At 64.1% G+C, this 19,338-nt stretch carries 19 protein-coding genes; 15 read left to right on the forward strand and 4 right to left on the reverse strand.

Features of this window, described 5'->3' with window-relative positions; genetic code table 11:
- Positions 1 to 97: 97 nt before the first annotated feature.
- Entirely contained in the window at positions 98 to 1,177 is a 1,080-nt protein-coding gene (locus BTH42_RS14375; RefSeq protein WP_075300410.1) for a M4 family metallopeptidase, read from the forward strand.
- Positions 1,178 to 1,248: 71 nt separating this feature from the next.
- Positions 1,249 to 1,587, forward strand: a complete 339-nt coding sequence (locus BTH42_RS14380) for a protealysin inhibitor emfourin (protein WP_256702028.1) — start codon at positions 1,249 to 1,251, stop codon at positions 1,585 to 1,587.
- Positions 1,588 to 1,606: 19 nt separating this feature from the next.
- Here the strand turns inward: BTH42_RS14380 and BTH42_RS14385 are convergent, their stop codons facing one another.
- Positions 1,607 to 2,530: a thermonuclease family protein gene (locus BTH42_RS14385; RefSeq protein WP_075300414.1), complete on the reverse strand. Its 924-nt coding sequence runs from the start codon at positions 2,528 to 2,530 to the stop codon at positions 1,607 to 1,609.
- 373 nt (positions 2,531 to 2,903) lie between these two features.
- Here BTH42_RS14385 and BTH42_RS14390 point away from each other — a divergent pair, with 373 nt between their 5' ends.
- From BTH42_RS14390 to BTH42_RS14405, 4 genes are read left to right on the forward strand one after another with little or no spacing between them, the layout of a single operon-like run.
- Positions 2,904 to 3,575: a TetR/AcrR family transcriptional regulator gene (locus BTH42_RS14390; protein WP_075300416.1), complete on the forward strand. Its 672-nt coding sequence runs from the start codon at positions 2,904 to 2,906 to the stop codon at positions 3,573 to 3,575.
- Positions 3,572 to 4,537, forward strand: a complete 966-nt coding sequence (locus BTH42_RS14395) for an HlyD family secretion protein (protein WP_075300418.1) — start codon at positions 3,572 to 3,574, stop codon at positions 4,535 to 4,537. Before BTH42_RS14390 ends, BTH42_RS14395 begins: the two co-directional genes overlap by 4 nt.
- Positions 4,534 to 5,523, forward strand: a complete 990-nt coding sequence (locus BTH42_RS14400; RefSeq protein WP_075300420.1) for an ABC transporter ATP-binding protein — start codon at positions 4,534 to 4,536, stop codon at positions 5,521 to 5,523. The genes BTH42_RS14395 and BTH42_RS14400 overlap by 4 nt, the downstream gene beginning before the upstream one ends.
- A complete protein-coding gene (locus BTH42_RS14405; protein ID WP_075300422.1) occupies positions 5,520 to 6,671 on the forward strand; it encodes an ABC transporter permease in 1,152 nt (383 codons plus the stop codon). Before BTH42_RS14400 ends, BTH42_RS14405 begins: the two co-directional genes overlap by 4 nt.
- A 32-nt stretch (positions 6,672 to 6,703) precedes the next feature.
- Here the strand turns inward: BTH42_RS14405 and BTH42_RS14410 are convergent, their stop codons facing one another.
- On the reverse strand, positions 6,704 to 7,903 hold the full coding sequence (locus BTH42_RS14410; protein ID WP_075300424.1) for a benzoate/H(+) symporter BenE family transporter: 1,200 nt from the start codon (positions 7,901 to 7,903) through the stop codon (positions 6,704 to 6,706).
- Between the two features lie 789 nt (positions 7,904 to 8,692).
- On the opposite strand from BTH42_RS14410, the gene BTH42_RS14415 reads away from it, so the two are divergent.
- The 9 genes from BTH42_RS14415 to BTH42_RS14455 all read left to right on the forward strand — a co-directional run bounded on the left by BTH42_RS14415 (position 8,693) and on the right by BTH42_RS14455 (position 17,251).
- The gene (locus BTH42_RS14415; RefSeq protein ID WP_075300426.1) at positions 8,693 to 9,451 is read left to right on the forward strand and encodes an ABC transporter substrate-binding protein; all 759 of its coding nucleotides are present in this window, start codon (positions 8,693 to 8,695) and stop codon (positions 9,449 to 9,451) included.
- A gap of 61 nt (positions 9,452 to 9,512) precedes the next feature.
- The gene (locus BTH42_RS14420) at positions 9,513 to 10,202 is read left to right on the forward strand and encodes an ABC transporter permease (RefSeq protein WP_075300428.1); all 690 of its coding nucleotides are present in this window, start codon (positions 9,513 to 9,515) and stop codon (positions 10,200 to 10,202) included.
- Positions 10,199 to 10,912, forward strand: a complete 714-nt coding sequence (locus BTH42_RS14425) for an ABC transporter permease (RefSeq protein ID WP_075300430.1) — start codon at positions 10,199 to 10,201, stop codon at positions 10,910 to 10,912. The genes BTH42_RS14420 and BTH42_RS14425 overlap by 4 nt, the downstream gene beginning before the upstream one ends.
- 33 nt (positions 10,913 to 10,945) lie before the next feature.
- Positions 10,946 to 11,713 carry an ABC transporter ATP-binding protein gene (locus BTH42_RS14430; protein ID WP_075300432.1) on the forward strand — a complete coding sequence of 256 codons (768 nt, stop codon included), beginning with the start codon at positions 10,946 to 10,948 and terminating at the stop codon, positions 11,711 to 11,713.
- 313 nt (positions 11,714 to 12,026) lie between these two features.
- Positions 12,027 to 13,121 carry an ABC transporter substrate-binding protein gene (locus BTH42_RS14435; RefSeq protein ID WP_075300434.1) on the forward strand — a complete coding sequence of 365 codons (1,095 nt, stop codon included), beginning with the start codon at positions 12,027 to 12,029 and terminating at the stop codon, positions 13,119 to 13,121.
- Positions 13,122 to 13,134: 13 nt separating this feature from the next.
- Entirely contained in the window at positions 13,135 to 14,055 is a 921-nt protein-coding gene (locus BTH42_RS14440; protein ID WP_075300436.1) for an ABC transporter permease, read from the forward strand.
- A 26-nt stretch (positions 14,056 to 14,081) separates the two neighbouring features.
- The gene (locus tag BTH42_RS14445; RefSeq protein WP_083654799.1) at positions 14,082 to 14,981 is read left to right on the forward strand and encodes an ABC transporter permease; all 900 of its coding nucleotides are present in this window, start codon (positions 14,082 to 14,084) and stop codon (positions 14,979 to 14,981) included.
- A gap of 43 nt (positions 14,982 to 15,024) precedes the next feature.
- Positions 15,025 to 15,810 carry an ABC transporter ATP-binding protein gene (locus tag BTH42_RS14450; RefSeq protein ID WP_075300438.1) on the forward strand — a complete coding sequence of 262 codons (786 nt, stop codon included), beginning with the start codon at positions 15,025 to 15,027 and terminating at the stop codon, positions 15,808 to 15,810.
- A gap of 88 nt (positions 15,811 to 15,898) precedes the next feature.
- Positions 15,899 to 17,251 (forward strand): LLM class flavin-dependent oxidoreductase, encoded by a 1,353-nt coding sequence (locus BTH42_RS14455; RefSeq protein ID WP_075300581.1) that lies wholly within the window; start codon positions 15,899 to 15,901, stop codon positions 17,249 to 17,251.
- A gap of 106 nt (positions 17,252 to 17,357) precedes the next feature.
- Here BTH42_RS14455 and BTH42_RS14460 read toward each other — a convergent pair whose 3' ends face one another.
- Positions 17,358 to 17,969: a c-type cytochrome gene (locus BTH42_RS14460; RefSeq protein WP_372237265.1), complete on the reverse strand. Its 612-nt coding sequence runs from the start codon at positions 17,967 to 17,969 to the stop codon at positions 17,358 to 17,360.
- Between the two features lie 4 nt (positions 17,970 to 17,973).
- Positions 17,974 to 19,194: a sulfite dehydrogenase gene (gene soxC / locus BTH42_RS14465; RefSeq protein ID WP_075300442.1), complete on the reverse strand. Its 1,221-nt coding sequence runs from the start codon at positions 19,192 to 19,194 to the stop codon at positions 17,974 to 17,976.
- Positions 19,195 to 19,338: the final 144 nt, after the last annotated feature.

Consider the following 19,338-nt stretch of genomic DNA (forward strand, 5'->3'; position numbering starts at 1 on the left):
GTATTGTTCGCGCCACGTTGTCACGTCGAGCTTGCGCCGGACTTGTTGTTCTCACCAGCCGTCATTCCTGTCGCCTGGTCCTTTCATGGAGGAAATCATGTGCAATCACGCCGGACATCAGCGAGCTCCCTCGATCTATTGCATTCTGCCGCCGCACATGCTCAAGGAAATAGCAAAGAACGGCACGCCGGCACAGCGCTCGGTCGCCATCGACACGTTGGCGACCGATCACTCGTTCCGCCAGATCCGCTCCGTTCAGTCGGTGCTGCTCGCACCGAAACGCGGCAGTTCCGTCGCGCCGGTTCCGGCCGTGCCGTCCGCGCACCGCACCATTTACACGGCGAATCAGAGCGAGACGCTGCCCGGTACGTTGGTGAGATCCGAAGGCGGGCCGAAGTCGAACGATGTCAGTGTGAACGAAGCGTACGACGGCCTCGGTTCGACATTCGAGTTCTATCTGGAGATCTTCCACCGCAATTCGATCGACGATGCGGGCATGCCGCTGATTGGCTCGGTGCACTACGGGCAGCAGTACGACAATGCGTTCTGGAATTCGCAGCAGATGGTATTCGGCGATGGCGACGGCACGTTGTTCAACCGCTTTACGATCGCACTCGATGTAATCGGCCACGAATTGGCGCACGGGGTCACCGAGCATACGGCAGGCCTGCTCTACTCCGGTCAGCCCGGCGCGCTCAATGAATCCGTGTCGGATGTGTTCGGCTCGCTGATCAAGCAGTACACGCTGAAGCAGACAGCGGACAAGGCCGACTGGCTGATCGGAGCGGGACTGCTCGCGAGCGGCGTCAAAGGCGTCGCGCTGCGCTCGATGAAAGAGCCCGGCACCGCTTACGACGATCCGGTGCTCGGCAAGGATCCGCAGCCCGCCGAGATGAGTCAGTATGTGAACACCGCGCAGGACAACCACGGCGTCCACATCAACTCGGGCATTCCGAACCGTGCGTTCTGCCTGGCTGCACTCGAGATCGGCGGGCATGCGTGGGAAAAGGTCGGACGCGTGTGGTACGAGACGCTCAACGACTCGCACCTGAAGCCAAACACCAATTTCAAGAGCTTCGCTACACTCACGGTGTCCAATGCCGATCGGCTATATGGCTCCGGCAGCGCCGAAGCAAAAGCGGTCGGCAAAGCATGGAAGACGGTTGGCGTGCTGTGAGTCGAGCAGCGGGCAGATGGGGCCGCGTGCTGGCCGGGCCCGTCTGCCTCTGTCTGATATTGGCAGGCTGTATGACCGATGGCGCCGCTCAAAAGGAGTTGCCGATGCATGCGGAATTGTTCATCGACGGAGGCGTCGGCTTCTTTCCCGGACTCGCGCGGCCGATCGTGCTCGATGAAAACCAGCTTCCGGCCGCGGAGCGCGAAGAGCTTGCGCAACTCGTATCGGCCGCCCGCATGGCGCCGGCCGGGATGAAAGCAGCGGCGACAAAAGCCGTGCCGGACGGGCGGGCCTATCGCATCCGCATTACCGCTGGCGACGACACGACGGAGTTCAGTTGCGCCGACCCTGCCGTTCCCCCCTCCTTTGCGGCGCTGATGGCGTTCATCAAAGCGCACGGAAGTCGTTGAACGCGGCGCTGCGGACCGGCTAGTGCGGAACAGGCGTTGGGTCCGGCGTGATCAGCAGATCCTCAGGGCGAAATCGCAGTTGCAATGCGTTGTTCACGATAGTGAACGTGTCGTGCATATTGCCTTTTTCGCCGTCCGGCAAGCGCAGCGTGTCGTCTCGACGAACGGGATCGTCGCGAATCCACTCATCAAAGCGGTCGAGGCCCACATGCCCTTCATCGAGAAACGTTGCGAGCCGTCGAAATAGTTTCGGCCACATGACCAGTGCCTGAGCGTCGCCAAGGTTCTGCACCACAGCAGCTTTTTCAGTCGTGATGCTCTCCTGCGGAAACAGCCCGGCGCCGGTTTTTCGTGCACAGTGAACGGCCGCACGCAGATGCCTGACGAGCGACATCGGCATCGAATCGTACGGCTCGACATAGACGAGTCCTGCGACGACCAACTTCGCGTTGACACTCTGGTCCAGCATCTCCGTCTCGACGAACATGCCCTCACCATCGTCGTGATCCGACCCGCCCGCGTACACGAGCCCCAGCAAACGGCCATTCGCTTCAATCCCGTTCGCCAATACGAAGCCGGGTAACTGGCTCTGATCGACGGATTCGACGACGTTAGGCAAATCTTCGAAAAAGCGCACGTTGGTAAATCCCAGCAGTTGCAGATTGCGGTCGCGCGCGGCGCGCGCCAATGCCAGTTGCTGATGTACGCCAACGAAGTGCGTTTCGAGCGCGTCGACACCCTCGTAGCGAACGTTGATCCGTCCGCCGTGGATATCCGCCGGCCGGCCGGAGATCTTTCGTAGCTGGCGGACAACGTCGGGAGAGTCGGGGATAAACGCGACGGTATCGCCGTCGGGCTGCGGTCCCTGGCGCGGCTTTTCCGCGTTGTGAATCCAGTACTTGCCTTTGACTACGGTATAGCGTGATTTCTTTTCTGCGACCATGATGTCTCTCCTTTTACAGTACCCGCATAAAGCGCTTTTGCCGTCCTGCTTCCAGCGAAGAAAACAACCAGCATTCGCGCAGCTCGATTCGAGCAGCGCGAAGATCGGAGAGGAACAGGAGGTATGCCGTTGAAAAGAGTCTGTAAAAATTATTGGCCGCGTGAGTCGAAATTCAAACTCGTTTGGAATGAATCTTTTGTGACATTTAAAATCGACTTCGAATATCCGAAATCCGAAACGTAGTAACCGGTTCGCCGGCCGCCAGGGTTTCCCCTCCTGCAACCCGCCCGAAAACATCCTAGTCTCAAAGACGAGAAACTAACTAACTCATCAATTAGTTGACCGGAACATGGCTTTGCCTGCCCGCTCCCGCATGGGTCGCCGTTCGCATCCGCAGGACTTCGACGCGCGCGAACATCTGCTCGATGTCGCGGTGCGACTGTTCGCCGAGCGCGGTATCGCCAATACGACGGTCGCGCAGATCGCGGCCGCCAGCGGCGTGACGTCTGCGATGGTGCACTACTGGTTTCAAACCCGCGAAAAGCTGCTCGACGCGCTGTTCGAAGAAAAACTGCTGGTCGCATTCGACTCGGTCTGGCAGCCCGCCGATCCCGCCCACGACGATCCGCTCGCGCTCACTCAAGGTATCGTCACCCGCATGTTCGACGTCACCGCGCGGATGCCATGGCTGCCTTCGCTGTGGCTGCGCGAAGTGATCAACGAAGGCGGCCTGCTGCGCGAACGCGCGCTCGCGCATCTGCCGGCATCGAAGCTCGCGGGCTTCGCGCAGAACATCGCGCGCGGCTGCGCGTCGGGGCAGTTGAACGCGCAGCTCGAACCGCTGCTGCTGTTCAATTCGGTGCTCGGTCTGGTGATGCTGCCGCAGGCCACCGCGAAAATCTGGCAGCGTCTGGATCCGCACGCATCGTTCGAGCGCGCGACGCTCGAGCGCCATGTGGTCGCGCTGCTGACGCATGGAATCAGCGGCGGCCCGACGCCAACGCCGGTGTCGGCGTCACGCCGCGCGAAAAGGCCCGCGCCATGAAGTACTTCGCGCGCCAATCCCCGCTCGTGTTCATCCTCGCGCTTTGCATCGTCTGCGCGAGTTGCTCGCGCGAACCAACCAATAGCTGGCAAGGCTATGTAGAAGGCGAGTTCCTGTACCTCGCGTCATCGCAGGCAGGACAACTGACAGAGTTGTCGGTGTCGCGCGGCCAGACGGTTGCGAACGACACCCCGCTGTTCGCGCTCGAAGCGCGCAACGAAACGGAGGCCGTCGCCCAGGCGAATCAGCAATTGCAGGCGGCGCGCGCGCAACTCGCCGATCTGGCGACCGGCAAACGTCCGCCCGAAGTCGACGTGACCCGCGCGCAACTCGTTCAGGCCGAGGCGGACGCGGCTCGCGCCGCCACCCAGTACCGGCGCGACGAACAACAGTTGCGAGCGGGCGGCATCGCGCAAAGCCAGCTCGACGAGTCGCGCGCGAACGCGCTGTCGAGCGCCGCGCGAGTGCGCGAGCTGCAAAGCCAGGTCGTGGTCGCGCATCTGCCGGGCCGCAGCGAACAGATCCGCGCGCAACAGGCCCAGGTCGACGCGGCGCTGGCCCAGCTCGGCCAGGCCCAGTGGAAACTCGACCAGAAAAGCATGCGCGCGCCGCATGGCGGCCTCGTGTTCGACACGATGTATCGCAGCGGCGAATGGGTGCCGGCCGGCAGTCCGGTGATCCGGCTGCTGCCGCCGGAAAACGTCAAGGTGCGCTTCTTCGTGCCCGAGGCGGTGGTCGGTTCGCTCGCGCCGGGCCGCCGCGTGACGATCCGTTGCGACGGTTGCGCGGCCGACGTGCCGGCGGTGCTCAGCTTCATTTCGAACCAGGCGGAATACACGCCGCCGGTGATCTTCAGCAACGAAAGCCGCTCGAAGCTCGTGTTCATGGTCGAAGCGAAACCGCAAACCGCCGACGCGCCGAAGCTGCGCCCCGGCCAACCGGTCACGGTGACGCTGCAATGAGCACATCCGCCACCGCCGAGAAAACAGCCGAGGCCGCCCCCGTCTACGCGATCGACGTACACGGGCTGAACAAACATTTCGGCAGCAAGCACGTCGTCAACGACGTATCGCTGCGCGTGCAACGCGGCGAAATCTTCGGCTTTCTCGGTCCGAACGGCAGCGGCAAGACCACCTGCATCCGCATGATGTGCGGACTGCTCACGCCCGATTCCGGCAGCGGCACCTGTCTCGGCTACGACATCGTGCACGACAGCGCGCAGATCAAACGGCGCACCGGCTATATGACGCAGCGCTTCTCCTATTGGGAGGACCTGACGATTCGCGAGAATCTCGACTTCGTCGCGCGTATCTACGAGATGAAGAATCGCCGCGATGCCGTGGACCGCGCACTCGAACAACTCGGACTCGCAAGCCGTGCGAAACAATTGGCGGGCGCGTTATCGGGCGGCTGGAAGCAGCGTCTCGCGCTGGCCGCGTGCATGCTGCACGAGCCGGAACTGCTGTTGCTCGACGAACCGACCGCCGGAGTCGACCCGAGCGCGCGACGCGACTTCTGGGAAGAGCTGCACCGCCTCGCCGCGCGCGGCATCTCGGTGCTGGTCAGCACGCACTATATGGATGAGGCGGAGCGTTGCCACAAGCTCGCGTATATCGCGTACGGCAAGCTGCTCGCGCAAGGCACGTCGAGTCAGGTGATCGCTTCGCAAGGACTCGTGACGTGGGCCGTGTATGGCGAGAATCTGGTCGAACTCGGCGACCGGCTGCGGCGCTCGCCCGGCGTCGAACAGACCGTCGCATTCGGTTCGTCGCTGCATGTGAGCGGTCCGGACACGCCCGAGCTGCACGCGACGATCGACCAGCTCGCGCACACGAGTCCCGCGCTGCGCATCGAACCTCAGGAAACCGGCCTCGAAGACGTGTTCATCTTCATGATGAACCGCTCGACCGACAATTACGCGCCCCCTGCCGCGGAGCGCGCAGCGTGAGTACCGCCCGCCGGCTGCCGCGTTTTTCGCTGACACGCTGGTGGAGCATCGTGTGCAAGGAGTTCCTGCAACTGAAGCGCGACCGCATCACGTTCGCGATGATGATCGGTCTGCCGATCATGCAGATGGCGCTGTTCGGCTTCGCGATCAACACCGACCCGAAGCATCTGCCGACCGCGATCATCGCCGCCGATCACAGCGAGTTCACCCGCAGTTTCGTCGCCGCGATGCGCAACTCCGACTACTTCGACATCGTCGCGACATTGCCCGACGAAGAAGCGGGCCGCCGCGCGCTCGCGCAAGGCAAGGTGCTGTTCGTGCTGAACATTCCCGTCGGTTTCACGCGCGATCTGGCCAAAGGCGCGCATCCGTCGCTGCTGATGGAGGCCGACGCGACCGATCCGACCGCGGTCGGCACCGCGCTCGGCGCGCTGCCGTCGATTACGCAATCGGTATTGCGGAAGGATCTGACCGGTCCGCTCGCGACGCTCGCGGTCGGCCCCGCCGCGTTCGACGTGCAATTGCACCGCCTCTACAATCCCGAGAGCGTGACCCAGTACAACGTGGTGCCGGGCCTGATGGGCGTGATCCTGACGATGACGATGGTGATGATGACCGGCCTCGCGATCACCCGCGAACGCGAGCGCGGCACGATGGAAAACCTGCTCGCCACGCCGGTGCTGCCGCTCGAAGTCATGACCGGCAAGATCGTCCCGTACGTGGCGATCGGGTTGATTCAGGTGAGTATCATTCTGGTGGCCGCGCGCTTCGTGTTCGACGTGCCGTTCGAAGGCAGCCTGATCGCGCTGTATCTGTCGGCGTTATTGTTCGTCGCGGCCAATCTGACGATCGGCATTACGTTGTCCTCGCTCGCGCAGAACCAGTTGCAGGCGATGCAGCTGACGATGTTCTATTTCCTGCCCAACATCCTGCTGTCGGGCTTCATGTTTCCGTTCGCCGGAATGCCGAAGTGGGCGCAGGTGATCGGCAATCTACTGCCGCTCACCTATTTCAACCGGCTGGTGCGCGGCATTCTGCTCAAGGGTGTCGGCTGGGCCGATATGTGGCCGCACGTGTGGCCGCTGCTGATCTTCCTGTGCGTCGTGATGGGCATCGCGGTGAAGTTCTACCGGCGCACGCTCGACTGAGAATCGAGCCCGCGCCGCGCTACGCGCACCGCTTAACGCCGCACCTTGTTCAACACCAGATACGCGAACGAGCCGATCACGATCCCCCAGAACGCGGAGCCGAGGCCGAGGAACGTCATCCCCGATGCGGTCGCCAGAAACGTGATCACCGATGCCTCGCGATGGTCCTCGTCCTGAATCGCGCCCATCACGTTCGCGGTAATCGCGCCGATCAGCGCAAGGCCCGCGAGAATCGCGACGAACTCTTTCGGCAGCATCGTGAACAACGCGACGATCGCGCCGGCGAAAGTGCCGCCGATCAGATAGAACACGCCGTTCGCAATCCCGGCGATATAGCGCTTGTCCGGATCGTCGTGCGCGTCCTTGCCGGTGCACAGCGCCGCGGTAATCGCGGCGATCACGATCGTGATGCCGCCGAAAAACGCGACGCCGATCGACGCGACGCTGGTCGCGGTAATGATCGGCCGCGCCGGCGTTTGATAACCGGATACGCGCAGAATCGCCATCCCCGGCAGAAACTGTCCGGTCAGACTGACGACGACGAGCGGCAGCGCGAGACTCAATGTCGAGCTCAGCGTCCACTCTGGTTTGATGAAAATCGGCCGCGTGACGTGCAGCGGCAACGCGCTCAGATGCGCGTCGCCGAGCGCGATCGCGAGCAGCGTGCCGGTCAGCAATACCAGCACGATGCAATAGCGCGGCAGGCAGCGTTTGAACACGATATACGCGGCGATCATCCCGAACGCGAGCGCCGGCATCGACGCGGCCGCGCCGAATGCATGCGTGCCGAACTGCAGCAGAATGCCGGCCATCATCCCGCACGCGATGCCTTTAGGAATACTGCGCACCATCCGGTCGAAATAGCCGGATACGCCGATCAGCAGAATGATCACCGCCGCGGTGAGGTATGCGCCGACCGCCTGGTTCAGCGTCAACGCGGGAAACAGCGTGACCAGCAGCGCGGTGCCCGGCGCGGACCACGCGGTCACGACCGGCACTTTCAGTTTCCAGCTCGCGTAGATGCCGGACACCGCCGCGCCGATCGAAATCCCCCATACCCACGACGCGACCATTTCGTTGGGCATATGCGCGGCTTGCGCCGCCTGAAAGAAGATCACGAGCGGACCGGCGTACGAAATCAGCACGGCCAGAAAGCCCGCGACGATCGCGGAAACGGACCAGTCGGTGGCTATTGCGCGCGTCGCCGGCGTCTGACTATTGGAGGGATTCATTGTCGATGTGGGTCGAGGCACGGCACGCCGTCCGCAGCGAAACGCGTGGCACGCGCTGCGCGCAGCGGGATCATGGTGGGCCGATAGTATGCAGGACAATCGCCGGCGCGCCTATCGGCAAGCCCGATGCTTGCCGTGCCACACGAACGATTGCGATGAGGGACGAGGCGCGAACGCATGAAAGCGGTCACGGTGTCGATTTCAGCATGTCTCATTGCTGCTTATCTGTTTCTGATAGGTACGGCTTCTCGGGGACACCAGCCGGACCTGAAGAATAGTGGCACGCCGTTCGCATGGTCCAACACCGATTTGGTATCGCGTCGATACCTAGAAGGTATTTCGGCCTGATCGTGCCGGTTGCGACCGTTGCGACGGTTGCGACGGTTGCAGCAGTTGCGTTGCTTCGCGGTGCTTACATTTTGCCGACAGCATCGCGCTCCGGGTGCCATTCGCGTCACGAGGCGTTCACGCGCGTTGGGGCGCCGCGAACGAACTCCTTCTCCTTCCGATCGCCGCCGCAACGAAGTTGTATGGACAAGATAGCCTGCCGAAATAAATCCCCGGCCAGCAGAAAAATCCAGCCACCACATCATCTCCACAAAATATCGATAACACACCGTATTTAAATGGATTTTTTGTAATAAACATCGCCTCGCCTGGACGCCCCATCCGCACTAACCCCGATTGTCCGCCCTCGCTCCAGAGCGCTAAATTGTCTAGACAACATTGAATACCGAGCAGGCCGCCGTTGCCCGCCATCCACGTCAGAAGACTTATCCCGGAGACTGTATGAAGAAACTCGTCTTGTCCGTCGCCATCGCGCTTGCCGCCAGCGGCGCGTTCGCCAAAGAGTGGTCGACGATCCGTTTCGGCGTCGACGCGAGCTATGCGCCGTTCGAATCGAAGGCGGCCGACGGCAAGCTGGTCGGCTTCGACGTCGACCTCGGCAATGAGATCTGCCGTCGCCTGAACGCGAAGTGCGTGTGGGTCGAACAGGACTTCGACGGAATGATCCCGGGCCTGAAGGCAAAGAAATTCGACGGCGTGCTTTCGGCGATGACGGTCACCCCGCAGCGCGAAGCGCAGATCATGTTCTCGTCGCGACTCTTTAAAACGCCGACGCGCCTGATCGCGAAGAGCGGCTCGCCGCTGCAGCCGACGGCCGAATCGCTGAAAGGCAAGACGATCGGTGTCGAACAGGGCACGACCCAGGAGAGCTACGCGAAGGAGAACTGGGCGTCGAAGGGCGTGAACGTGGTGCCCTATCAGAACCAGGATCAGGTCTACGCCGATCTGCAGTCCGGCCGCCTCGACGCCGCGCTGCAGGACGCGGTGCAGGCCGACCTCGGCTTTCTGAAAACGCCGCGCGGCAAGGGCTTTAGCTTCGCCGGCCCGGAAATTCCGAGCAGCGGCGCGGCAATCGGCATGCGCAAGGACGACGTCGAACTGAAGGGCAAGATCGACAAGGCGATCGCCGACATGATCCAGGACGGCACCTATAAGAAGATCGAGTCGAAGTATTTCTCGTTCGACGTGTACGGCGGATAAACCCACGCCCGCGCTCGCGCGCGGCTCGCTCCTCTTACCAGGACACCCGAGGGACACTCCCATGCTCTTCCAAGGTTTCGGCCCGATCCTGCTCGCCGGCACGTGGGTCACCATCAAGCTCGCGGTGCTGTCGCTCGCGGCGTCGTTCGCGCTGGGTCTGCTCGGCGCGGCGGCGAAGCTGTCGAGCAATCGCGTGCTCTCGCGCATCGGCACCGCGTACACGACGCTGATCCGTGCGGTGCCCGATCTCGTGCTGATGCTGCTGCTGTTCTACAGCATCCAGATCTGGCTCAACGATCTGACCGACGTGTTCAACGTCGACCAGATCGACATCGATCCGTTTCTCGCCGGCGTGATCACGCTCGGCTTCATTTACGGCGCGTACTTCACCGAAACGTTCCGCGGCGCGTTCCTCGCGGTGCCGCGCGGCCAGATCGAAGCGGGCTTCGCATACGGGATGAGCGCGCGGCGCGTATTCACCCGCATCCTGTTTCCGCAGATGATGCGTTTCGCGCTGCCCGGCATCGGCAATAACTGGCAGGTGCTGGTGAAGGCGACCGCGCTGGTGTCGATCATCGGTCTCGCGGACGTGGTCAAGGCCTCGCAGGATGCCGGCAAAAGTACTCAATCGTTTTTCTTCTTCACGCTGATGACCGGCGCGATCTATCTGGCCATCACGACCATTTCGAATCTGATTCTTAATCGCCTCGAGAAACGTTATTCGACGGGCGTGCGGAGGGCCGTACTGTGATCGATCTGATTCGCCAATACTGGCAGAACTACCTGTTCACGGACGGCTTCAATACCACCGGTCTGGCGATCACGCTGTGGCTGCTGGTCGCGTCGATCGGCTTCGGCTTCGTGATGGCGGTGCCGCTCGCAATCGCGCGCGCGTCTCGCAATCGCTATATTTCCGGGCCGGTCTGGCTCTACACGTATATCTTTCGCGGCACGCCGCTGTACGTGCAATTGCTGCTGATCTACACCGGGCTCTACAGCCTGCATTTCGTTCATTCGCACGAGTTGCTGAACAGCTTCTTTCGCAACGCGATGAATTGCACGCTGCTCGCGTTCGCGCTGAACGAGTGCGCGTACGCCACCGAAATCTTCGCCGGCGCGATCCGCGAAACCTCGCACGGCGAGATCGAGGCGGCGCAGGCGTATGGAATGTCGAAGTACAAGCTGTACACCCGCATCATCCTGCCGTCGGCGCTGCGCCGCTCGCTGCCGTCGTACAGCAACGAAGTGATCCTGATGCTGCACGCGACCACGCTCGCGTTCACCGCGACCGTCCCCGACATTCTGAAGATCGCGCGCGACGTGAACTCCGCGACTTACGCGACGTTCCAGGCGTACACGATCGCGGCGCTGCTGTATGCGGCGATCGTATTCGCGCTGATCTGGGGCTTCCGCAAAATGGAACTGCGTTTGCTGGCTTATCTGAAACCTCAAGGGCATTAAACGCGCAATCGCGCGACGATGGAGCATACGAGCATGTACAAGCTGACGGTCGACGACCTGCACAAGAAGTTCGGCGATAACGAAGTACTGAAAGGCGTCTCGCTCAAGGCGAAGGCAGGCGACGTGATCAGCCTGATCGGCTCGAGCGGTTCCGGCAAAAGCACCTTTCTCCGCTGCATCAATTTTCTGGAATCGCCGTGCTCCGGACGCATTACGCTGAACGGCGAGGCGATCAACACGAGCGTCGATCGCAACGGCTCGCTGCGCGTCAGCAATCCGAAGCAACTACAAACGATGCGCACCCGGCTCGCAATGGTGTTCCAGCATTTCAATCTATGGGCGCATATGACGGTGCTCGAGAACATCATTGAGGCGCCGATCAGCGTATTGGGTCTGAGCCGCGCGCAAGCCGAGGAACGCGCGCGCAAGTATCTGACCAAGGTCGGCTTGCCGGCCAATACCGAACAGAAGTATCCGTCGCATCTGTCGGGCGGCCAGCAGCAGCGCGTCGCGATTGCCCGCGCGCTGGCGATGGAGCCCGAGGTGATGCTGTTCGACGAACCGACCTCCGCGCTCGATCCGGAACTGGTCGGCGAAGTACTGCGCGTGATGCAGGCGCTCGCCGAGGAAGGCCGCACGATGATCGTCGTCACGCACGAGATGGGTTTTGCGCGCAACGTGTCGAATCATGTGGTGTTTCTGCACAAGGGCAAGATCGAGGAGCAGGGGCATCCGCATGACGTGCTGACCAATCCGCGCAGCGAGCGCTTGCAGCAGTTTCTGGCGGGGCGGTTGAAGTAGTCTGCGCACGCCATCGCGCGGCGGCCACGCGGCTCGCGAGCCGCCGCCGCGCACACTCGCTACAAATAGCAGCACCGAAGCACTCCCGTTCACACCCTCCGCGCCAGCGAAGATCCGCACAATCGAGCGTCCGCGAAACTCGCTGCCGCCTCGATCCCTCCACCGCGTCGAATCCATCGCAGCAACGGCCGATTCCCGTGCGCCCAAAAGCACCGCCACGCATATCCATAGCTGCAATGCTTTCTTGTCCTGACGAAAACCGTCGACAAGAATGGCCATTCGTCCAACACGCCGCGCCGCCGCGTCCCGATCCATGGCCAATCGATTTGCCGGAAACTTTTTGCGCTCGCTGCGCGCTCTGAAGTCCGCGTTGCTCGCCACCGCGCTCGCGTTTACGGTGCCCTACGCGCATGCCGACAAACCCGCGGTGATCCGCATCGGCGTCGCGCAGCAAGGCGCCGGCGATCCGCCGACGTTCGGCGGCTCGCCCGCCGCCACCGTGCAACAGCAACAACTGGTCGAAAAGGAATTCGCCGCCGACGGCATCAAGGTCGAATGGCTGTTTTTCAAGGGCGCCGGCCCCGCGGTCAACGAAGCGATCGCCGACAAGTCGCTCGACTTCGCGTTTCAGGGCGATCTGCCATCGGTACTCGGGCGGGCCAACGGCCTGAAGACACGCATCCTGCTCGAATCGGGCGTGCGCGTGGGCATCAAGTTCGCGGTGCCGCCCGACTCGCCGATCCAGAGCGTGAAAGATCTGAAGGGCAAGCGGGTGTCGATTTTCCGCGGCACCAATCTGCAACTCGTCGCCGACAACGTGCTCGCGGCCAATCAGCTCGACGAGCGCGAGCTGCGCGTGATCAATCTCGATGCGGCAAGCTCGCTGGCGGCGCTGTCGTCCAAAGGGATCGACGCATCGGTCAACGACTATCACGTGTACAAGCTACGCGATCAGGGGCTCGCGAAGATCGTGTTCGAATCGCAGACGGCCGGTCCGCAGTTCACGCGCCAATCGCATCTGCTGGTGCTCGACGATTTCGAGCGCGCGCATCCGGACATCGTGCAACGGGTCGTCAATGCGTTCGTCAAGGGCGCGCAATGGTCATCCGATGAAGCGAACCGCGACGCGCTGTTCAAGCTGTGGGCAAACAGCGGCGTCAGCTACGCGTCGTGGCAAGCGGAGTTCGCGAACCAGCCGCTGAAGTCGCGCAACTCGCCGCTGATCGATCCGTTCATCGTCGCGCGCTACAAGGCGGTGGCCGGCGACGCGCTGAAACTCAAGCTGATCCGGCAACCCGTACAGGTCGACGGCTGGTTCGAGCCGCGCTATCTCGACAACGCGTTGCACAGTCAGTCACTCGAACACTACTGGACCCGCTACGACCCGCAGGGCAAACCGCTCGGCTAACCGGAGATCGACGATGAGCAAGGCGATTAGTGAATGGTCGCCCGGCGCGGCGCACGCCGCCGCGCGTGGAGCAAACACGGCCAATACGCGTGGCGCGCCGGCCGCCGCGCATGGCTCGAACGCGGCCGACACGGCCGCCCCTCGAACCGCGCAGCTACGCCGCCGCGCGTGCACCATCGGCTGGCATCTCGCGCCGTGGCTGCTGCCCGCCGCGCTGTTCGCGCTGTGGAGCATCGGCTGCGCACGCGGCTGGATCGCGCCGCAAATCCTGCCGCCGCCGCGCCTGGTGTTCGACACGTTGTACGAACTCGCGCGCAACGGCGACCTCGCGCACCACACGCTAATCAGCGTGCAGCGGGTGCTGCTCGGTTTCGCCGCGGGCACGCTGGCCGGTTTGCTGATCGGTGCGGCGCTCGGTCTGTCGCGCAGTGTCGAAGCGTACGTGCTGCCCGGTTTCAACGCGCTCGTGCAGATCCCGGTGCTCGGCTGGCTGCCGTTCCTGTTGCTGCTGGTCGGCGTCGGCGAACCGCTGAAGTACCTGCTGATCGCCCACGCGGCGCTGGTGCCGGTCACGCTGGGCACGATGCAAGGCTTTCGGCAGACGCCCGCCGCGCTCGATGAAGTCGCGCGCGGGTTCGGCTACGGCCGCTGGCAGCGCATCGTGTACGTGGTGCTGCCGGCCGCGGTGCCGACGCTCGCGACCGGCGTGCGGCTCGCGTTCACCAAGTCGTGGCTCGCGCTGGTGGTGGTCGAACTGGTCGCGTCGTCGGAAGGACTCGGCTATCTGATCGTCTACGGACGCCAGCTGTTTCAGCTCGATCTGGTGATGGCGGCCGTCGTGATCGTCGGCGCGATCGGCTTTGCGATCAACCGTCTGCTCGATGCGCTCGAAGCGCGTCTGCGGCGCGGCCAACCTTCGGCGTTTCGCGCGTAGGCGCTTAACTGAAAGAGGAATCTGCGATGCCCCTGCTCTCATCCGCCTCGACGCCGCGCCGCCTGTTTCAGCCGCGTCGCGGCGCGCCGCCGCGCTGCGCTTGCGAAGCACCCGTCACGCCGGCGCGAACCTCGGCGTTCGCGCAGCGCGTGCGCGCGTTCAACTGGCGCGGCCTCGTGCTGCCGCTCGCGCTATTCGCGCTGTGGTGGCTCGTGTCGGCGCTGCATCTGGTCAAAAGCGGCCTGCTGGTCAGCCCCGCCGACGTCGCGCATACCGCGTGGCAGCAACTCACCAGCGGCGCGTTGCTGCGCGCGCTGTCGGCTTCGCTGGCGCGCGAAGCGAGCGGCTTCATCATCGGCGCCGCGAGCGGACTGGTGCTGGGCTGCATGCTCGGCCTGTCGCCGCTCGCGACCCGGCTGATCGGGCCGTCGTTCGACACCTTCAAACAGATCTCGCTGTTCGCATGGATCCCGCTGATCTCCGTGTGGTTCGGCCTCGGCGATGTCGCGAAAGTGGTGTTCCTGTCGCTGGCCGCGCTGCTGCCGGTCGCCGCGCACACCTGCGACGGCATCCACTCGGTGCCGCGCCGCTATATCGAGGTCGCGCGCGCGTTGCGCTATTCGCGCGTTCAACTGATCCGCTACGTGATCCTGCCCGCCGCATTGCCGACGATTTTCACCGGCCTCTATCTCGGGCTGATCTATTCGTGGCTCGCGACGCTCGGCGCCGAATACCTGCTGGTTGCCGGCAGCGGCATCGGCAACACGCTGATCGACGGCAGCGAGCAGTTCAGGATGGACCTCGTGCTGTTCGGCGTCATCGTCGTCGGGCTGACGGGCTGGGCGCTCAATGCGCTGGCCCGCGGCGTCGAGCGGCGCGTGATGGCGCGGCGCAGCGGCGCGCCGCGCGAACGCGCGCCCGCCTGAAATCCTTCATTCGTACAGCCAGGTATCGACAGGAAGCAAACCCATGACCCATCCGGTTTCCGAAGGCATCCGCATTCGCGGCGTCACCAAGCGCTATCCGAAGCAGGCCGGCAACGACGACGGCCTGCTCGTGCTCGACGACGTTTCGCTCGACATCGCCCCCGGCGAATTCATCAGCGTGCTCGGCGCGAGCGGCTGCGGCAAGTCCACGCTGCTGCGGCTGGTGGCCGGGCTCGACACCGACTATCGCGGCGAAATCAGCGTGCACGGCGAGCGCGTGCGCGATACGTCGCTCGAACGCGGGATCGTGTTTCAGGATCACCGGCTGTTCCCGTGGCTGACCGCGGCCCAGAACATCGAGGCCGCGCTGCGCAACGCGCCGCTTTCGTTACAGCAGAAGCGCGCGGCCGTCGCGCAGCACGTCGCGCTGGTCGGCCTGCAAGGCTTCGAGCGCGCGTACCCGCATGAGCTGTCGGGCGGGATGGCGCAGCGCGTGGCGATCGCACGCGGACTCGTGAACCGGCCGCGCGTGCTGTTGCTCGACGAACCGTTCGGCGCACTCGACGCCCTCACCCGCGCGCGCCTGCAAACCGAGCTGCAACGGATCTGGGAACACGAGCGGATCACGATGATTCTGGTCACGCACGATGTCGACGAAGCGATCCAGCTCGGCGACCGGGTCGTCACGATGGCGCCGCGCCCCGGCCGCATCAAGCGGATCACCGAGGTCGGCTTGCCGCGGCCGCGCGAGCGCGGCGATGCGCGCTTCGTGCAATTGCGCGAGCGGATCCTCGCCGATTTCGCCGAACCGGCGCATCACGCCGCCTAGCGTGTTTCCGAAAGTGCGTCTTTCGTCCACGTCAATCGTCAATCGCAAGGAGCCAGCAGTGAGCGCAGCAGCACACAACAAACGGCAGATGAGTCTCGGTGCGTTCCTGATGGAAACCGGCCACCACATCGCCGCATGGCGTCACCCGGACACGCACGCGGCCGGCGGTCTGGACTTCGCGCACTACGCGGAACTCGCGCGCATCGCCGAGCGGGCCAAATTCGACACGATCTTCTTCGCGGACAGCGTCAGCGTGCGCGACACCAACCTGCCGTCGCTGTCGCGCACCGCGCGCGCCGATCACTTCGAACCGTTGACGCTGCTGTCCGCGCTGTCGGTCGTGACCGAGCGCATCGGCCTGATCGCGACCGTTTCGACCAGCTTTAACGAGCCGTACAACGTCGCGCGCAAGTTCGCATCGCTCGATCATCTGAGCGGCGGCCGTTCCGGCTGGAATCTGGTGACGTCGAGCACCGAGACCGAAGCGCACAACTTCAGCCGCGACCAGCACCTCGATCACGCGCTGCGCTACGAGCGCGCGAAGGAGTTCTACGACGTGGTCGCGGGCCTGTGGGATAGTTGGGAGGACGATGCATTCTTACGCGACAAGACGAGCGGCATCTATTTCGACGCCGACAAGCTGCACGTGCTCGGCTATCGCGGCAAGCACTTCAGCGTGCGCGGACCGCTGAACGTCGCGCGCTCGCCGCAAGGCTGGCCGGTCGTCGTGCAGGCCGGGGCGTCGGAAGCCGGCCGCGAACTGGCCGCGCAAACGGCGGAGGTGATTTTCGTCGCGCACCAGACGCTCGACGAAGCGCAGCAGTTCTATCGCGACGTCAAAGGCCGGCTTGCGCGCTATGGCCGCCGGCCCGAGCATCTGAAGATCATGCCCGGCATCTTTCCAGTGATCGGCAGAACCCAGCAGGAAGCGCAGGACAAGTTCGACGCGTTGCAGGAACTGATCGATCCGGTGGTCGGCCTCGCGTTGCTGTCGAACATGTCGGGCGGCGTCGACCTGTCGTCGTATCCGCTCGACGGCCCGGTGCCGGAGCTGCCCGAAACCAATGGCGGCAAGAGCCGGCAACGGCTGCTGCTCGATCTCGCGCGGCGCGACAACCTGACGATCCGCGATCTGTATCTGCGCATCGCGGGCGCGCGCGGACATCAGCAGGTGATCGGCACGCCGCAGAGCATCGCGGACCAGTTGCAGCAATGGTTCGAAGAAGAAGGCGCGGACGGCTTCAACATCATGTCGCCGTGGCTGCCGGGCGGGCTCGGCGAATTCGCCGATACCGTCGTGCCGGAATTGCAGCGCCGCGGGCTGTTTCGCACCGAGTACACGGGGCGTACGCTGCGCGAGCATCTCGGCTTGCCGCGTCCGGTCAATCGCTATACGCAGAGTGCGCGCGAGCGCGGCGAACTGGCGGCGGCCGCTTCGTGAAGCCCGGCGCGCCGGTGGCCGTGGAGCGCGGCGCAGGCCGGCCGGCATCGCGCAACGCGCAACGCGCGGCGGCGCCGGCCACGGCCGGGCCGCCGCGTTACGCGGATCACAGCCGCCCGGGCCGCGGGTCCGGCACGAATCCGGCATGGTTCGGCATCCTGATTGCGGTGAGCGAAGCCGCGTCGAGCCGCGCATCATCCGGCACGATGCCGTTGCGGTTCAGAATCCACGCGCTCACCGCATACACTTCGTCCGCGCTCAGCGACTGCGGCGCGTTATACGGCATCGCGCGGCGAATATAGTCGAACAGCGTGGTCGCGTACGGCCAGTAACTGCCTACCGTGCGCTTCGGATTCGCGCTCGCGAGCGTGCCCGCGCCGCCGATCAACTGATCGCCGATCAATCCCTCGCCTTTCGCGCCGTGGCACGCCGCGCATTTGGCCGCGAAAATGCGCGCGCCCGTCGCGACATCGCCGCTGCCGGCGGGCAAACCGTGGCCGTCCGGCGCGACATCGATATTCCACGCACTGAGCGCGGCCTCACCGACCGGTGTGCCGATCGCATCGACCGACTGGCGCCACTGCGCATTCGCGGCGGCGGACTGCGCCGCGTGGGTCGAATCCAACGACGACGAGCAACCGGCGAGCAGGCCGCCAAACACGAGCGCCGCGAATAGTCTCGTCACCCTTCGCGACGGCGCAGGCAAAACGAACCGCATACGCTTACGCATTTTTCACGCTCCCATCGGCTTCGATGCGCCACTGCTGAATGCCGTTGTAGTGATAGTTCGAGTTCAGTCCGCGCGCGGCGACGAGCGCCTCGCGGGTCGGTTGCACGTAGCCGGTCGAGTCCGTTGCGCGCGACAGGATCGCGGTCGGCGCGCCGTTCCACACGAAGCCCGCCTCGAAGCGCGTCAACGCGCGATCGCGCGCCGGTTCGTCGAGCCGTGCCGCCTGCCACGTCGCGCCGCCGTCGGTGGAGACCTCGACCTTACGAATCGCGCCGCGTCCGGACCACGCGATTCCGACGATCGGATAAAAGCCGTGCACGCTAAGCCGCTGCCCCGCCGATGGCCGCGTGATCACCGACTTCGCGTCCATTTCGAACGCGAACTGACGGGCCCGGCCATCGGGCAGCAAGCTCGTATATTTCGACGTTTCCTCACGCGTCTGCAACGGCGCGGCGACGATCTTGAGCCGGCGCAGCCACTTCACGTTGGTATTGCCTTCGAACCCCGGCACCAGCAAACGCAGCGGATAGCCATTCTCCGGCCGCAGCCGTTCGCCGTTCTGCGCATAGACGACCAGCGCGCGATCGACAATCCGCTCGAGCGGCAAACTGCGGGTCATCGCCGCGGCGTCCGCGCCCTCGGCGAGCAGCCATTGCGGCGCGGCGCCATCGCCGGTCGCGGCGACACCGCCGACCGCTTCGAGCAGCGTCGATAGCCGGACGCCGGTCCATTCGCAGCACGACAGCAGTCCGTGCGTGATCTGCACCGGCAAACCGCTGGGCCCTTTCCATTCGCTCGCGGTATTGCCCGAGCATTCGAGAAAATGAATCCGCGACTCCGACGGCAGCCGTAGCAAATCGTCCATCGTGAAGATTTTCGGCTCGCGCACCAGACCGTGGATCGCCAGACGGTGCGCGTCCGGATCGATGTCGGGCACGCCGGCGTGATGGCGTTCGTAGACGAGGCCATTCGGCGTGATCGAACCGTGCAGATCGGCGAGCGGCGTCAGCGACGACGCGGCGCCCGGCATCGGCCACGCTCGCGCGGCGCGCCGGATTACGTTCGCCTCGTGCGGCGACGGCAGTCCATACGGGTGGTCGAGAACTGGCGCGCCCGGCGTTTGCGTCCATGGATCGACGGCGAGCGGTTGCAATAGCGTCGCGGCCTTCACGTTGCGGGCGGCCAGCGCGGTTAATGCAAGCGCGCCGAGCATGCGCCGGCGCGGGGAAGCGGGTTGCTTCGACTGGTTACCGGACGGCGCGCTGTTCGGCTCGCGTTGGGAGTCCTGACTGATAGGCGATTGGGGTGATGGAGGTGATTGTCGCGACATGCTGGGGCCGACGGGCGGCTGGATCGA

It is taken from the genome of Burkholderia sp. SRS-W-2-2016 (assembly GCF_001931485.1).
Classification (GTDB): Bacteria; Pseudomonadota; Gammaproteobacteria; order Burkholderiales; family Burkholderiaceae; genus Paraburkholderia.

What these genes read in the sequence shown, in the direction of transcription:
- BTH42_RS14375 (WP_075300410.1), top strand. Translation starts at nt 98, where the DNA reads ATGTGCAATCACGCCGGACATCAGCGAGCTCCCTCGATCTATTGCATT.
- BTH42_RS14380 (WP_256702028.1), top strand. Translation starts at nt 1,249, where the DNA reads ATGACCGATGGCGCCGCTCAAAAGGAGTTGCCGATGCATGCGGAATTG.
- BTH42_RS14385 (WP_075300414.1), bottom strand. Translation starts at nt 2,530, where the DNA reads ATGGTCGCAGAAAAGAAATCACGCTATACCGTAGTCAAAGGCAAGTAC.
- BTH42_RS14390 (WP_075300416.1), top strand. Translation starts at nt 2,904, where the DNA reads ATGGGTCGCCGTTCGCATCCGCAGGACTTCGACGCGCGCGAACATCTG.
- BTH42_RS14395 (WP_075300418.1), top strand. Translation starts at nt 3,572, where the DNA reads ATGAAGTACTTCGCGCGCCAATCCCCGCTCGTGTTCATCCTCGCGCTT.
- BTH42_RS14400 (WP_075300420.1), top strand. Translation starts at nt 4,534, where the DNA reads ATGAGCACATCCGCCACCGCCGAGAAAACAGCCGAGGCCGCCCCCGTC.
- BTH42_RS14410 (WP_075300424.1), bottom strand. Translation starts at nt 7,903, where the DNA reads ATGAATCCCTCCAATAGTCAGACGCCGGCGACGCGCGCAATAGCCACC.
- BTH42_RS14415 (WP_075300426.1), top strand. Translation starts at nt 8,693, where the DNA reads ATGAAGAAACTCGTCTTGTCCGTCGCCATCGCGCTTGCCGCCAGCGGC.
- BTH42_RS14420 (WP_075300428.1), top strand. Translation starts at nt 9,513, where the DNA reads ATGCTCTTCCAAGGTTTCGGCCCGATCCTGCTCGCCGGCACGTGGGTC.
- BTH42_RS14430 (WP_075300432.1), top strand. Translation starts at nt 10,946, where the DNA reads ATGTACAAGCTGACGGTCGACGACCTGCACAAGAAGTTCGGCGATAAC.
- BTH42_RS14435 (WP_075300434.1), top strand. Translation starts at nt 12,027, where the DNA reads ATGGCCAATCGATTTGCCGGAAACTTTTTGCGCTCGCTGCGCGCTCTG.
- BTH42_RS14440 (WP_075300436.1), top strand. Translation starts at nt 13,135, where the DNA reads ATGAGCAAGGCGATTAGTGAATGGTCGCCCGGCGCGGCGCACGCCGCC.
- BTH42_RS14445 (WP_083654799.1), top strand. Translation starts at nt 14,082, where the DNA reads ATGCCCCTGCTCTCATCCGCCTCGACGCCGCGCCGCCTGTTTCAGCCG.
- BTH42_RS14450 (WP_075300438.1), top strand. Translation starts at nt 15,025, where the DNA reads ATGACCCATCCGGTTTCCGAAGGCATCCGCATTCGCGGCGTCACCAAG.
- BTH42_RS14455 (WP_075300581.1), top strand. Translation starts at nt 15,899, where the DNA reads ATGAGTCTCGGTGCGTTCCTGATGGAAACCGGCCACCACATCGCCGCA.
- BTH42_RS14460 (WP_372237265.1), bottom strand. Translation starts at nt 17,969, where the DNA reads ATGCGGTTCGTTTTGCCTGCGCCGTCGCGAAGGGTGACGAGACTATTC.
- soxC (WP_075300442.1), bottom strand. Translation starts at nt 19,194, where the DNA reads ATGCTCGGCGCGCTTGCATTAACCGCGCTGGCCGCCCGCAACGTGAAG.